This window comes from Grimontia celer, assembly GCF_900055185.1.
Classification (GTDB): Bacteria; Pseudomonadota; Gammaproteobacteria; order Enterobacterales; family Vibrionaceae; genus Enterovibrio; species Enterovibrio celer.
This window is the reverse complement of sequence record NZ_FIZX01000001.1, coordinates 1,434,661-1,448,815: the sequence shown is the minus strand read 5'-3', so window position 1 is coordinate 1,448,815 and position 14,155 is coordinate 1,434,661. Positions and strand designations below refer to the sequence as shown.

Sequence of the window (14,155 nt, the reverse complement as noted above, 5' to 3'; positions counted from 1 at the left end):
GTTAATTCTAACCAGCTTAGAGTAAAAAAGGGCAGCCAAGCTGCCCTTTTTCTTCACACTGTCTCTTATGCGATATCCATCGCTGGGAACAGTGGGTTAACGTCGTCAACGGCGATAGGGCCGCTGAAGCCAGTCACTGCTGGTACTTTGCCAGTATATTTCTCAATTTCAACCAGTGCGGTGTGCGCTGAGGTTGCCTGAGCCAGCTTAGAGGTGCCGATATCAACGGTCAGCACGTTTGGATCGCCGTAAGTACACAAAGTACCTGGTTTGCCACCTTCCAGCGGCGCATACCATGCACCTTCATGGATACGACATACGCCAGACATGTAATCGTCAGTTACCACTGCACCAGCCAGTACCTGACCACGGTCGTTGAACACGCGCACGATGTCGCCAGACTTAATACCACGTGCCTTCGCGTCAGCAGTGCTAATGTAGCAAGGCTCGCGACCTGCTACCGCGTAAGTGCCGCGGTGGTCGTCAGACGAACACAGCTGCGAGTGCAGACGGTGGTTCGGGTGACAGCTTTGCAGGTGGATAGGGTACTGCTTGGACTTAGGACCACCGTGGCTACGTTCTACTTTTTCGAACCACATTGGGTGACCCTGACAGTCGTCGTAACCCATGTCAGCGATAGTCTTACAGTAGATCTCGATCAGACCAGACGCGGTGCCTAGTGGCTCCAGATCCGGTTCTTTACGGAACGCTGCGTGACGAACCCACTCTGAACCTTCTGGGAATGCGATGAATTGCTCTTCTTCCCAGAATTTAACGAAGTTAGGCATGCGAACGCCGATACCACGACCTTGCAGACGCGCACCGTTGTAGATCTCTTCAATCCACTCCATCTTGGTCTTGCCGCCGGTGAAGGCTTCTTCACGACCGTAACGGGTACACAGCTCACGGAAGATATCGAAATCGTCTTTCGCCTCGAACATTGGCTCGACGATTTGTTTCATCGCGATGATGCCCTTGTTCGAGTGGTTACCGAACTGCTCGATGTCGTTACGCTCGTAAGTGGTGGTCGCTGGCAGAACGATGTCTGCAAAGCGGCAAGTCGCTGTCCACTGATGCTCAACGCTGACAACCGTTTCCAGGTTACGCCACGCTTTGATCATGCGGTTACGATCCTGGTGGTGGTGGAATGGGTTGTTACCACAGAAGATAGCCATCTTCATGTGCGGGAATTTCACGCTGTGGCCGTTGAACTGGATAGTCGTACCCGGGTTCTCGATACAATCAACGAAACGTGCAACAGGGATGTAGCTTGAGTAGCCGTTGTAGCTGCCGCTGTGGATTGGATCAACGCCAGTCACTGAGCTGAAACCAGACATCAGTGGGCCCGCAGAAGTAATAGTACCTGCGTCGTTGTAGTGCCAACCGAAGCCGAAACCACCACCTGGCAGACCGATTTGACCCAGCATGGCAGCTAGTACAACGATCATCCACGCGTATTGTTCGCCGTGCTGCATACGCTGCAGACACCAACCAGCGATGATCTGGGTGCGGCCATTTGCCATGGTGCGCGCCAGTTCGCGGATTTGATCAGCAGGGATGCCACAGATTTCTGCTGCCCATTCAGGCGTTTTCGCTACGCCGTCTTTTTCACCGATCAGGTAAGGAACGAACTTGTCGAAACCTGTGGTGTAGTCAGCAAGGAACTGCTCGTCGTACAGCTTCTCAGTGTAAAGCGTGTGCGCGATTGCCAGCATCAGAGGTACATCAGTTTGTGGGTTAACCGCAACCTGAGAACCGCCGAAGAACTTGTATGATTCGTTCTTAACCGGGTCAACATGAATGACGTTGATTTCGCCTGCTTTTACTTTCTCAGCCAGTTGCTGGTAGTAACCGTAAACGCTGTGGTCTGGAACCAACCAGCCTACTTGCAGGTTCTTGATTGGGTCAGAGCCCCAGATCGCGATGTTTTTCGCGTTTTCCAGAACCAGAGGCCAAGAAGTTTGTTGCTCGTAAACTTCCATTGCGCCTGCAACGTAAGGCAGAACAACCTGCGCAGAACCGGTCGAGTAGTCGCCCACTTTTGCCAGGTAAGTACCGTGCAGGCTGATAGCGCGCTGCATCATAGTACCTGCGGTGTTGAACTTACCGCATGACTGCCAGCCAGAGTGACCTGCGTACAGCGCACTTGGGCCATAGGCGTTTTGAACACGCTCCAGCTCGTGGTGGAAGAAGTCCAGCGCTTGTGACCATGGCACACGCACAAAGCGGTTGTCACCACGTTGTGAAGTGTCTGATTTCCAGCCGTGTTTCAGCCAGTCGATACGTACCATTGGGTACTTAACGCGAGATGGGTTGTACACCACTTCACGCACACCGTTTAGCATTGAAGTTGGGTGTGGGTCGTTTTCAAACGCTACTGTGTCAACCCAGATACCGTTTTCAACTTTCGCGCGGAATGCACCCCAGTGTGAACCGTGGATAACTTCACCAGAGAAGGTGTTTTTCGCTTCAGTCGCGGCCATTGCTTTGCGTGGTGCCAGCAGGCTGGAACCAATCACAACACCCGCACTGGCGGTTAACATGCCAGAGAGAAAACGACGGCGGGAAATGCCTTGTTGTTTTTCAGTCGCCATGTAGAAGTCCTTATAGTTTTTAATTCATCAGGGCAGATGCACGAGGGCGCATCTGCCGCTTAGTATTCTTTTTGCCGATTAGTGGGCGCCTGCACCGCCGGTATCGCTACCGTGGTTCTGCAGATATTTCAGCAGGGTGCGCTCTTCGGTCTTGCTCAGGCGGTAATACGCACTCATCGCTTTCAGGCTTGAAATCCAGCCGTTTGCAGTGAAGTGGCCAGGTGCCGGTGCTGCGTGACAAGAGTTACAAGAAGATGCGTACATTTCTGATGCGTAGTCCCAGATAGGGTCAATGCTTTCAACCAGGTGATCTTTGGTGATGTAGGCATTCACAGCCACTTGTTTCCAAGCGATGTTGGTTGCTGGATCCACTTCTTCAGAAATCACAGTCTCAGTCGCTTTCACGTCACCACGAACGGTCGCCTTGAATACACGCTTACCCATGTACTCGGTCATCACGCGGCCTTTACCGTTGGTTTCGATCCAACCTTGAACACGCACTTTCAGCATGTCGCCTTCTTCGCCAACCACTTCTACTTCAGAAGCTGGCAGTAGCTGACCTTCAACCTTGCCGTTTGCATCAGCGGTAGCAAACAGGCTCTTCTCTTCGATAGAGAACAGTTTCTTCGCGCCAGCAGGTGCGGTTGCAGAAGCAGTCAGGGTTTCGAATGTCTTACGGAAGCCACCCGCCATGTTTGGCAGTTCGTGAGCAATACCTTTGTGACATTCGATACACGCCATATTTTCTTTCGCAGCAGGGATCATTTCTTTCATCGCCTGAACAGACTGCTTGTCGTGATCCATCGCTTCGTATGAGTGACAGGTTGTACAGGTCTTGTAGTTCTCGTCAGCCATGCGATCCCAGACTTTCTGGGCGAGTTCGAGTCTGTGTTCCTCAAACTTCTCTGGGGTATCAATCTTGCCCGTTACGAAGTGGTGGTAAACGTCTTTATAAGCGCCCATTTTGCGCCAGATTTTGCCTACGAAATCTTTAGGCTGGTGACAGTCTACACATTCAGCACGGATGCCTTTTGCGTTGCTGTAGTGAATCGACTGTTTATATTCCTCGTAGTTTTGCTGCATCGTGTGGCACGACACACAGAACTCGGTTTGAGAGAAGTAGTCGAGAGACTTGTTCATCACGACCACGCCGGCAACCGTGATGACAGCACCGATCAGAACCAGCGCAAGGATGGAGTACTTCGCGCTTGGTTTGTTCAGCTTCTGCAATAGCTTTTTCATAAAAGTGGATACACCCATAAAGTTTTTGTAGTTAGTGTTTGGGCCCATTCCGGTAGCGTGTTTGGAAGCAAGCCAGCGCACTATAGCTACATGTTTTTGATGCGTTATTTCGAGGTGGGCATAGTAGCGATTGGATATGAATATGGTTCATCTAGTAAATGAACAGGTGGGCGGTAAATATGAACAGATATGAACAGAATCGATTGTTAACGTGAAATGTGGGCTTTATGTGCTTCTAAATGTGCCAAAAATGACTTAATTGTCGCCTATCTCGCAAAAACACCCTTGTGATTGTTAAAAAACATGGTTGATTTGGCGCACAAAAAATTGCAATAACCATGAGATAAATCAAGTTTGTTAGCAATTTAGGTGGTACAGTGCGCCTCCTCATGACGATATGTGAACAGGGTAAATGTGACGCATCACATCTTGGTCGTAGATGATGAAGCAGTGACTCGCACCATGGTGAGCGCGTACTTCGAAAAACAGGGATATCACGTCAGTCAGGCCGCTGACGGCAAGGAAATGCACCAGATTATGAATGAGCTGCCCATCGATTTGGTGCTGCTTGATATCAACCTGCCTGGTGAGGATGGGTTAATGCTGACGCGCCAACTGCGCAGCAAATCCGATGTCGGTATTATTCTCATCACCGCGAGAACTGACAGTATTGACCGTATTGTTGGCTTGGAGATGGGCGCAGATGACTACTGCACCAAACCGCTTGAATTACGTGAACTTCTTGTTCGAGTGCGCAATTTGCTCTGGCGTATTTCCAAAGCGAATACTCAGCCTGATATGCAGAGTTCAGTAAAAGAAAGTGATAACATCGTGAACTTCAATGGCTGGACATTCGACATTGAGCGCCGCGCACTGAGTAAAGGCGACAACGCAGTGAAACTCACCAAAGCAGAATATGAGATGCTGGTGGCGTTTACGGCGAATCGCAACCGGGTATTAAGTCGGGAGCGAATCTTGAATTTGATCAGCCATCGAGTCGATGCGCCAAATGACAGAACCATTGATGTATTAGTTCGACGTTTACGCAACAAAATCGAAGTTGAACCAAAAAAACCGCAAATGTTCATTACTGTCCATGGCGAGGGTTACATGTTCGCGGGGAGATAACGCCCGTGAATTCTGAGAGAACTATGAATTACATTCCCTTTGAAGAATACAAACGTAAGTGGATTTTCACACACCAGTCTATGCCTGTTGCCGAAGAAGACCGCGAGCATATCAAACCGATGACAGAAGATCGCGGTGGTCAGCTATGGCGCGATTTTATTAGCCAGCAAAGTCCAACGCCGGATCACTTTGGTAAAGGTGACTGGGCGATCATGCGTGATGTGTGGGAGCAGGAGTCAGACTGGCAGCACCCTTGGGAAGAAGAAGGCGATTTGCCAGAAGACGTATTGGCGTATTTCCCATGGGAAGATAACGCAGTAGTGTACTTCTGTTATGACAAAAGCAATATCGTGGAAACCCGCTGGGGAATGTTCAAGAAGTATTGGAAAAACTTCTTGTTCTATGATGACAAGCCACTGCTGATAGGCCGCAAACGCAAAGAAGTGGCAATGTTCGAACAGAATGGCACGGTAAAACTGGGTAAGCGCCCGTAGACAAATGCCATGGTTTTAATGATTTAGAAAGCCGGGGTTCAACCTCGGCTTTTTTGTTTTATCGGCCTGATTATTGCTAGTTTTTTGACCAATGACAAAATGTTGCCGCTTCAATTGGAAAGGATTTTTCATGAAAAAGTTACTGCTGGGTTTGATGGCTACGGGCTTGGTATCAGGGTGTAGTTATGTGTCTACCTATGGTGTGCACGGAAAATTGCTGGGAACTGAACAACAGATAGTGCAATGCGAATATGAGGCAGCGCTAGACACCTTGCAGCAGTTTACCGTGGTGGGCAGTAACAAAGAGAAATCTCAGGCTTTCAAATATATGGGTGTGGTCTATCAGGAAAAGATGGACTTAGAGGCTTTTAATCACACTGTTGACCGTTTTCTGTTCAGTGAAATGGGCAGGGGAGAAAGCCGTGCACAGATAATCATGGAGTGGAATGAAGCACGTCGCGAAATCCGTGAAATACGCCTGTACGAGTTGGGCCGAGCAGAATGTGCTACAGACTTTACAACCACATCGTGAAACGCGGTTTCATTACAAATGTGACTCGCTTTCCAGAGTAATATCTGGCTCGCAAAATTGCTGCATCTCTATAAAACATAAGGAAACTTTCTTGTTGACCTCACAGTTTTCTTATTCATCAGGTACTAAATTACCCCTGTGTTCAAAATCAGTCAGTAATGCAAGGCCGCCACTTACAGACTGATTCTGAACCAAAAGACTTTCATTTCTTTCATTTGGTTCTATCAGCTGAAGGAAATTAATGAGAGGGCAGAACTCTAAATCTGCCAACGTAAAAACTCGAGGAAAACCAGCGTCGGTATTGGCCTATCAACGCTGGTTTTTTTCACTCTAGCCGCAGCAAAAAAGCGGCCTCTCTCAGCCGCTTTGCAAACGTGGCAGACGAGTTATGAATAACGGTAAGGTTTACCCGCTTTTTCCATCACCCCTGCATATTCTTTAAAGATTTCCACCACACGTTTTGCCCGTGGGCTGGTTTCAGCCACTTCGTCCCAGAACTTATAGGCTTCCAGTTCAACCTGACGCCACTCCTCGTCCGGAATTGTGGTCAGCTGCATTTTGGTTCCGCCAGTTCTAAGCTTCGCTTCGCCGCCCCAGTACCAATGTTGACGGTAGTAGTGCGAGGAATCCATCATCATATTGAACAGCACTTTCAAGTGATCAGGCAGCGCATTCCAACGCTCAGTGTTGGCGAAAAAGGAGCCACACCAGGCGCCGGAGATATTGTTGGTCAGGAAGTAGTTGGTCACATCTGCCCACCCGACAGTGTAGTCTTCCGTAATGCCTGACCATGCAATACCGTCTAGCTCACCAGTTTGCACGGCGACTTCGACATCCTCCCATGGCAGAGTGACAGGGATAACGCCGAAACGGGAAAGGAATCGGCCAGCTGTTGGGAAGGTGAAAACGCGTTTACCTTTCAGATCGGCAAGGCTGCGGACAGGGTCGACGGTAGCAAAGTGGCATGGATCCCACGAACCAGCACTTAACCAGGTTACACCTTTGACCTCGCCATACGCTTCCTGCCAGATTTCTTTCAAGCCGTATTCTTCAAACAGCACTGGAACGTCAAGACTATACCGGGTTGCGAAGGGGAAATAGCCGCCAAACACCGAGATATCGACAGGAGCGGCGATAGAGTCGTCATCACTTTGCACCGCATCAATCGTGCCTTTTTGCATTGCGCGGAACAACTCGCCCGTTGGGACAAGCTGGTCGGCGAAATACAGCTCAATGACCATTTCACCATTGGCTGCGGCGTTGAACGCATCTACAGCAGGTTTGATGACATGTTCAGCGAGCGCCGGGCCTGCATAAGTTTGTAGTCGCCAGCGAATGGTTTCTTTGGCTGATACAACGGCTGGTGCACCTAAAATGGCGGTTGAACCTGCAGCGCCAACAATACCTGCCTTTTTCAGAAAATCACGTCTGTTGTTACTCATAGTGGTGTCCTTATTATGTCATTAATTCGATAAACACACATTTCCATTGGTTTGAGTGTAGTTGCATATTTGAGAGTGATTTTTGTAATAGCTTCCTCCTATCGGCTGTAGTGCCATTCCGGCAGCCAGAGCGCGATCTGAGGGAATGCCATCACAATGGCAAGCGCACAGATCATGATCAGAACAAATGGCACGATAGAACGATAAATGTCGGTCAGTGACACCTCGGGAGGTGCCATCGCGCGCATCAGGAAAAGGTTGTAGCCAAATGGCGGTGTCATATAGGCGATCTGACAGGTAATGGTGTAGAGCACGCCATACCAAATAAGGTCGAAGCCGAGCAGTTTCACCAATGGCACGTAGAGAGGGGCAACGATAACCAACATGGCAGTATCGTCGAGGAAGGTGCCCATGATGAGGTAGGACAGCTGCATAAGGATCAGCACTTCCCAAGGCGTTAGGCCAAGCCTGTCAATGAACAGCGCTTCTATGGCCTTCACAGCACCCAAACCATCGAACACCGCGCCGAAGCAAAGGGCGGCGAGAATGATCCACATAAACATACAGCTGATAGCGAGGGTTTTACGTAGCGTATTTTCCATCACGCCCTTGGTCATACGACGCTTAACGATCGCAGCAATGGTCGCAGCCAGCGCGCCTACCGCAGAGCTTTCCACCAAGCTGGTGACACCCATTAGGAACAAACCCGTCATCGAGAAGAAAATCGCGAGCGGAAGAATGCCCGCGCGCAGCAGTTTGAGCTTTTCACTCATGGGTACGTTGCGTTCTTCTTCAGATAGCGCTGGTCCCAAATGCGGCTGCATTTTGCAGCGAACGACGATATAGACAATGAACATGGTAGCCATCAGCAGGCCAGGCAATACACCAGCGAGCCATAGCTGTCCTACTGGCTGGCGAGCAATCATGCCGTAGAGAACCAATACCACGCTTGGCGGTACCAGTATCCCGAGCGAACTTCCTGCCTGTATCACCCCAGTCACCATGATCTTGTCATACCCCCTACGCAATAGTTCGGGGAGAGCGATACTTGCACCGATGGCCATACCTGCCACACTAAGGCCATTCATGGCTGAAATTGCGACCATCAGAAGAATTGTCCCGATAGCCAAGCCGCCGTGAATCGGTCCCATCCAGACATGGAACATTTTGTAGAGATCTTCCGCAATACCAGACTCTGACAGCATGTAGCCCATGTAGATAAACAGCGGCAATGTCAGTAGTGGATACCACTTCATCAACTTCATGGCTGCGCCAAAGGCGATTTCTGAACCGCCGTCCCCCCATAGCAAAAGCGATGCGATAACAGCGACAGAGCCAATGGCAGCGAATACCCGTTGCCCAGTCAGAAGCATGAGCATCATGGAGGAAAACATCAGTAAGGCGATCAATTCATAGCTCATTGCATGCCTCCTTCTGATTCATCTTCCATACCTTTTGGCGCGCGCAATTTGGCGATGTCTTTGAGCATGACAGCCGTGGCTTGAAGCAGCATCAGGAAAATACTGAGACACATGATGAGTTTGATTGGTGCCATATACGGCCGCCAAGCGGAATAGCTGCGCTCGCCATACTCCAACGCATAGGAGGTACTGGAAATGCCGCCATACAGCAGAACACCAAGATAGATAATGAGGAAAACGACGGTAAAGCTATCGACCATCGCCTTGGTTCTTGGCGACCAGTTACCATAGGCCAAGTCCATGCGTACATGGCTGTTAAGCTGCATTGAATAAGGGCCACCGAGCATGTAGTACGCCACCATCGCAAACTGTGCCATTTCGAGTGTCCACAGCGAAGGCAGAAAGAAGGTTTTGGTAATAGACGAATAAACGAGAATGCCTAGCATCAGAAAAATCAGATACATGGCGAAGCGGCCGATGTAAAAATTGACCGATTCGACAAACCTGACATAAGCCGCCAACGGTGAGGGCAGATAGGCCAGGTTTTTATCCTCGGGCAGACGTGATGACTCCATAACTACTTCCTTCCTTGAATGGGGTCGATTAAGGCGACGAAGGCGCTCGGGATGATGTAGAGGGTTGCTTTAAAAACGCGAGCAACCAGCGGGTGACGAGTTCAGCATCAGGCATTTGTTGCAAAGAAGCCTGTCCCCGGGATATCACATCCTCTGGAATGCGATCCCTTCTTGCTTCCATCAAATCAAATGAGTAGGCACGACTGAATTCTGGATGTCCTTGAATCGCAAGGAAGTGATTGCCTACCGTAAACATGCCGACAGGGCAGAAATCACTACTGGCCAACGTGGTGCTATCTGGCGGGAGTTGACTCACTTGGTCTTGATGACTAACGACGAGAGAAAAATCAGGCTTAAGGCTTTGAAGCCATGGCTGTTTGGCCTTTTCTTCGGTCGATAAATGGCTGGTGGCAATACCCACTCCCCAGCCTTTTTCTGAGCGCTCAACCTTGCCGCCTAAAGCTTGCGCCATCATCTGATGACCAAAGCAGATACCGACGACAGGTTTTCCCTTTTCATAAAGCGTTTTTACAAAGCTTTCAAACTGCTTAATCCAAGCGAGGTCGTCGTAAACGCTGTATCGGCTACCTGAGATAACGTAACCATCACATTCGTCAATATCTTTTGGATATTCGCCATCAATAACGCGGTAGCACCGAAGGGACAGCGAAGGATCCACTTTTCTCAGCGTGGTTTCGAACATATCAGGGTAGTTTCTGTGGGCGGTTTGAAGCTCAGGCTTCACGTCGTCACAGAGTAAGAGACCGATACGCATAATGCCCCTCAGAGTCCTTTTCCATGAACTGCATTGACGAAGAGTTGGCTGTATTCATCCGCAGAAAACGGGATAGGGTTACCGCCAGCTGAGGGGTCATTAATTGACATCAAGCCAACCTTCTCCGCTTCCGCATCATTGATGCCAATTTCAGCGAGGGTGTGGGGAATCCCTAGAGATTTACGTAGCGCTAATACCCAGCTCAACACCGCATCAGTGCCTGAAGCTTCTAATGACAGATAGCGCGAAAGCCGGTCCATTTTCTCGTCGATTTCACTTCGGTTGGCTTCAAGCACATATGGCATCAGGATGGCATTTAGCAGACCATGGTGTGCGTTGTACAGTGCGCCTAGTGTGTGGGCGATGGCGTGCATGGCACCTAAACCTTTTTGGAACGCCGTTGCGCCCATACTGGAAGCGACCAACATCTGCATTCTGGCTTGTTTATCTGCACCGTTTTCAAACACGATTGGTAGGTTTTGCTGCACCAGACGAATACCTTCAATGGCGATACCTTCCGCCATTGGATGGTAGCCGGGCGCGCATAGGGCTTCCAATGAGTGGGAAAGTGCATCCATACCTGTTGCCGCGGTGATGTGTTTGGGAAGGCCGACCGTCAGCTCTGGGTCGAGAATGACTTTTTCAGGCAGCATTTTTGGGTGGAAGATGATGAGCTTGCGTTTCTCATCTTCTTTGGTGATCACAGAGGCGCGACCAACTTCTGAACCCGTCCCTGCTGTTGTGGGAATTGCGACGATCGGCGCAATGAGATCTGAATCCGCTTGCGTCCAGTTGTCGCCAACATCTTCAAATGCCCAAAGCGGCAGTGATTGTTCTGCAGAAAGGGCGATGGCTTTCGCACAGTCCAATGCAGAACCACCACCTAGAGCAATCACACCATCGTGGAGCCCCTCATTGTAGGCAGTGTTACCTGCTTCTACATTCTGACCTGTTGGGTTGCCTTGCACATCGCAAAATAGCGCGACAGATAACCCTTGCTGTTCGCAGAGATCTCTTGCCTGTTGGGTCATGGAAAGCTCGGCAATACCGGGGTCTGTGACTAATAATGGCCGCTCTATTCCCAGACTTTTACAAGCATCAGGTAATGCAGATAACGCACCGATCCCGGCAGTCATTGCGGTGGGATAATTCCAGTTTGAAAATGACATCTCCGGCTCCTACACGCGTTTGAAGTGATAAGACTTAGGGCGCGTCAAATGCTCGAACCCTATTTTGGAAAGGGTGCATCCGCGACCACTGTTTTTAACGCCTACCCAGGCAAGGCCGGGGTCCAGGTAGTCACAGCGGTTGAGGAATACAGTGCCGGACTCAACGTTATCTGCTAACTGTTCTCCACGAGCCTCATCTTCGGTGAAGATGGCGGCAGTCAGTCCGAATTCGCTCTCGTTCATCAAGCGCAAGGCTTCTTCGTCACTGCTGATACGTTGAATACCCAAAACGGGGCCGAATGTTTCTTCCGTCATCACCCGCATACTGTGGTCAACATTCACGAGAAGCTGAGGGGTAAGGTATGGGCTACTCACCTGATTTGCTGGGAAGTTGGAGGCGTCAATCAAGGGCTTTGCGCCTTGAAGTATCGCTTCTTCCGTTTGGCCCCTCACAAAATCAGCGGAAGCAGTTCGAACCAAAGGCCCAAGTGTTGTGCTTGCTTCATCGGGTCTGCCGAGTTGGTATTGGTTCACGAGTTTTATCGCTGCATCGACAACGTCATCAAAAACCGACTCGTGTACATAAAGGCGCTCCATGCCACAGCAAGATTGACCTGAATTAAAAAAGGCGCCATCGATGACGGTGTCTACCGCATTGGGAACGTTGGCGTCGTGGCGAATATAGGCGGGATCTTTACCGCCAAGCTCCAAACCTGCACTGATAAATCGCCCTGCAATGGCTTTTTCAACGACTCTGCCGCCGGGCACTGAACCCGTGAATGCGACATGACGTATGGTGTCATGCTGCATTACAGACTCAGTATCAGCATGGGAAAGATGAAGGTATTGAAATACGCCTTTGGGCAATCCCGCCTCAGCGAACGCTTCCGACATTCTTTCTGCGCAAAGAGGCGTCTGTGCAGAGTGCTTGAGCAGTACCGTGTTACCTGCCAACAAGGCAGGAACAATCGCATTAACAGCTGTCAGATATGGGTAATTCCACGGTGCAACCACGAATACCGTACCGAGTGGAACCCGCTTAATGTAGCGACGAAAACCGGCTTTATCTGGTAAAGGCATGGGTGAAAGTGCTTCAGGGGCGATGTCTATCATGTACAGCGCGCGCTCTTCGAAGCCTGCAACTTCTCCTTTTGTGTAGGATATAGGGCGACCCATCATCCAAGTGATTTCTTCTGCAATGTCTTCGGCTTTGTCGACAAAACACTCAACGGCTTTCCTGCAAAGCGCTTGGCGCACTTCAAGTGATGTATTTTTCCACAATGGATAGGCTTTAGCTGCGCTTTCCAACGCCGTGTTAATTTCTGATGCGGTAGCAAAAGGGCGCTCAACATAAACTGAGCCATCTACTGGCGTAATTGTTTGAAAACGTTCCATGTCTTCACCTAGATAATTTCAAAGTAACGGTCGAGTTCCCAATCAGTGACATGCTTACGGAATTCTCTGTCTTCCCATTCACGTGAGGCGGCGAAGTGTTCTACAAAGGCTTCGCCTAACATGGCTTTGGCTGCTTCGGATTGCTTGAAAGATTGTGCGGCCTCCCAGAGTGTCCGAGGGAGTTGGAGCTCTTTTGGATGTTCGATGTCGTAAGCGTTTCCGACAATACGGTCTGTTGGTTCCATCTTGTGCTCAACGCCATACAGTCCAGAGGCAAGCGCAGCAGCGAGAGCAAGGTAAGGGTTGGCATCAGCTGCCCCCAAGCGATATTCGATGCGCTGTGATTTATCAGACCCCGGAATCACGCGAAGTGACGTCGTCCGGTTTTCGACACCCCATGTTGCATCAGTTGGAGCCCAATAGCCGGGTATCATTCGCGTGTAGCTGTTAACGGTTGGAGCTATCATGCAAAGAAATTGCGGCATAAGAAGCTGTTGGCCTGCGAGGAAGTGGCGTTGAACATCGCTCATGTTGAGCTCTGCGTCCGGAGCATAAAAAGCACTTTTACCTGATGCGCGGTCACGCAACGAAATGTGAATATGTCCGCTTTGGCCGGGGTAATCATTGGTCCACTTGGCCATGAAGGTCGCCATCATGTCGTTCTTCTGTGCCAGCACTTTCATGTAGGTTTTGAACAGGGCGGCTTTGTCTGCGGCGTCTTTCGCGTTGTCGACAGTGAGCGCAGCCTCAATGACACCTGGGCCAGTTTCAGAGTGAATACCTTCGATAGGGAAGTCCATGGATTCACCCATGGCGAGAATCGCTTTATACAAGCCTGAATAAGTAGAGTTACGAATCATCGAGTAACCGAACCAATCAGGCGTGATCGTTTTCAGGTTGCGGAAGCCTTTTTCCCGGGCAGAGTGGGGCGTTTCATCGAAAATGAAGAATTCGTACTCAAGCGCGGCGTAGGCGTCAAACCCCATGTCAGCTGCTCTTTCTAATACACGACGTAGTGTGGCGCGTGGGCAAACTGCTTCAGCGTCACCGGAAAACTCCGCAATAAAAAGCAACATGCCGTCTTCATCGAGCACGTCGCGGCAAGTGTCTGGAAGAATACGAACTGGGGCGTCAGGGTAACCAGTGTGCCAGCCAGTGTACTTGGCGTTGTCATAAAGTTGGTCTTTGACATCCCAGCCCAAGACCACGTCGCAGAAGGCAAATCCATTGTCTAATGAAGAGAAGAACTTCTCTTTCGACATATACTTTCCGCGCATCACGCCGTCGTTATCAAACAAGCCAACTTTGACGTGGGAGAGTTTCCTTTCTTCTACAATCTTCTTGGCGTCAGCCGCCGTTTTTACTTCACGCGCTTCCATACCCGCTCC

Annotated in this window: 12 protein-coding genes; 3 read left to right on the top strand and 9 right to left on the bottom strand. The window is 50.1% G+C overall.

Annotated features, from left to right (window positions below; translation table 11 throughout):
* Positions 1-65: 65 nt before the first annotated feature.
* Both torA and torC read right to left on the bottom strand, forming a co-directional pair.
* Positions 66-2,594, bottom strand: a complete 2,529-nt coding sequence (torA, locus tag GCE9029_RS06410; RefSeq protein ID WP_062661865.1) for a trimethylamine-N-oxide reductase TorA — start codon at positions 2,592-2,594, stop codon at positions 66-68.
* 78 nt (positions 2,595-2,672) lie between these two features.
* On the bottom strand, positions 2,673-3,836 hold the full coding sequence (gene torC, locus GCE9029_RS06405) for a pentaheme c-type cytochrome TorC (RefSeq protein WP_002535133.1): 1,164 nt from the start codon (positions 3,834-3,836) through the stop codon (positions 2,673-2,675).
* A gap of 414 nt (positions 3,837-4,250) precedes the next feature.
* Between torC and torR the strand changes: the two genes are divergently transcribed.
* The 3 genes from torR to GCE9029_RS06390 all read left to right on the top strand — a co-directional run bounded on the left by torR (position 4,251) and on the right by GCE9029_RS06390 (position 5,990).
* A complete protein-coding gene (gene torR, locus GCE9029_RS06400) occupies positions 4,251-4,964 on the top strand; it encodes a two-component system response regulator TorR (protein ID WP_062661863.1) in 714 nt (237 codons plus the stop codon).
* A 23-nt stretch (positions 4,965-4,987) separates the two neighbouring features.
* Entirely contained in the window at positions 4,988-5,458 is a 471-nt protein-coding gene (locus tag GCE9029_RS06395; RefSeq protein ID WP_062661861.1) for a DUF2947 domain-containing protein, read from the top strand.
* 130 nt (positions 5,459-5,588) lie between these two features.
* Complete coding sequence (locus GCE9029_RS06390; RefSeq protein ID WP_062661859.1) at positions 5,589-5,990, top strand: hypothetical protein; 402 nt, start codon at positions 5,589-5,591, stop codon at positions 5,988-5,990.
* Positions 5,991-6,376: 386 nt separating this feature from the next.
* Here GCE9029_RS06390 and GCE9029_RS06385 read toward each other — a convergent pair whose 3' ends face one another.
* The 7 genes from GCE9029_RS06385 to GCE9029_RS06355 all read right to left on the bottom strand — a co-directional run bounded on the left by GCE9029_RS06385 (position 6,377) and on the right by GCE9029_RS06355 (position 14,146).
* A complete protein-coding gene (locus tag GCE9029_RS06385) occupies positions 6,377-7,432 on the bottom strand; it encodes a TRAP transporter substrate-binding protein (protein WP_062661857.1) in 1,056 nt (351 codons plus the stop codon).
* A 98-nt stretch (positions 7,433-7,530) separates the two neighbouring features.
* Positions 7,531-8,853 carry a TRAP transporter large permease gene (locus GCE9029_RS06380; protein WP_062661855.1) on the bottom strand — a complete coding sequence of 441 codons (1,323 nt, stop codon included), beginning with the start codon at positions 8,851-8,853 and terminating at the stop codon, positions 7,531-7,533.
* Entirely contained in the window at positions 8,850-9,428 is a 579-nt protein-coding gene (locus tag GCE9029_RS06375; protein ID WP_062661853.1) for a TRAP transporter small permease subunit, read from the bottom strand. The genes GCE9029_RS06380 and GCE9029_RS06375 overlap by 4 nt, the downstream gene beginning before the upstream one ends.
* Positions 9,429-9,456: 28 nt before the next feature.
* Positions 9,457-10,203 carry a glutamine amidotransferase-related protein gene (locus tag GCE9029_RS06370; protein ID WP_062661851.1) on the bottom strand — a complete coding sequence of 249 codons (747 nt, stop codon included), beginning with the start codon at positions 10,201-10,203 and terminating at the stop codon, positions 9,457-9,459.
* 8 nt (positions 10,204-10,211) lie between these two features.
* A complete protein-coding gene (locus GCE9029_RS06365; protein WP_062661849.1) occupies positions 10,212-11,372 on the bottom strand; it encodes an iron-containing alcohol dehydrogenase in 1,161 nt (386 codons plus the stop codon).
* A 9-nt stretch (positions 11,373-11,381) separates the two neighbouring features.
* On the bottom strand, positions 11,382-12,767 hold the full coding sequence (locus tag GCE9029_RS06360; RefSeq protein WP_062661847.1) for an aldehyde dehydrogenase family protein: 1,386 nt from the start codon (positions 12,765-12,767) through the stop codon (positions 11,382-11,384).
* Between the two features lie 8 nt (positions 12,768-12,775).
* Positions 12,776-14,146 (bottom strand): glutamine synthetase family protein, encoded by a 1,371-nt coding sequence (locus GCE9029_RS06355; protein WP_062661845.1) that lies wholly within the window; start codon positions 14,144-14,146, stop codon positions 12,776-12,778.
* Between the last annotated feature and the right edge of the window lie 9 nt (positions 14,147-14,155).

Bases quoted from the DNA above. Each gene is read 5' to 3' on its own strand.
- torA (WP_062661865.1), bottom strand. From the start codon at position 2,594: ATGGCGACTGAAAAACAACAAGGCATTTCCCGCCGTCGTTTTCTCTCT.
- torC (WP_002535133.1), bottom strand. From the start codon at position 3,836: ATGAAAAAGCTATTGCAGAAGCTGAACAAACCAAGCGCGAAGTACTCC.
- GCE9029_RS06395 (WP_062661861.1), top strand. From the start codon at position 4,988: ATGAATTACATTCCCTTTGAAGAATACAAACGTAAGTGGATTTTCACA.
- GCE9029_RS06390 (WP_062661859.1), top strand. From the start codon at position 5,589: ATGAAAAAGTTACTGCTGGGTTTGATGGCTACGGGCTTGGTATCAGGG.
- GCE9029_RS06385 (WP_062661857.1), bottom strand. From the start codon at position 7,432: ATGAGTAACAACAGACGTGATTTTCTGAAAAAGGCAGGTATTGTTGGC.
- GCE9029_RS06380 (WP_062661855.1), bottom strand. From the start codon at position 8,853: ATGAGCTATGAATTGATCGCCTTACTGATGTTTTCCTCCATGATGCTC.
- GCE9029_RS06375 (WP_062661853.1), bottom strand. From the start codon at position 9,428: ATGGAGTCATCACGTCTGCCCGAGGATAAAAACCTGGCCTATCTGCCC.
- GCE9029_RS06370 (WP_062661851.1), bottom strand. From the start codon at position 10,203: ATGCGTATCGGTCTCTTACTCTGTGACGACGTGAAGCCTGAGCTTCAA.
- GCE9029_RS06365 (WP_062661849.1), bottom strand. From the start codon at position 11,372: ATGTCATTTTCAAACTGGAATTATCCCACCGCAATGACTGCCGGGATC.
- GCE9029_RS06360 (WP_062661847.1), bottom strand. From the start codon at position 12,767: ATGGAACGTTTTCAAACAATTACGCCAGTAGATGGCTCAGTTTATGTT.
- GCE9029_RS06355 (WP_062661845.1), bottom strand. From the start codon at position 14,146: ATGGAAGCGCGTGAAGTAAAAACGGCGGCTGACGCCAAGAAGATTGTA.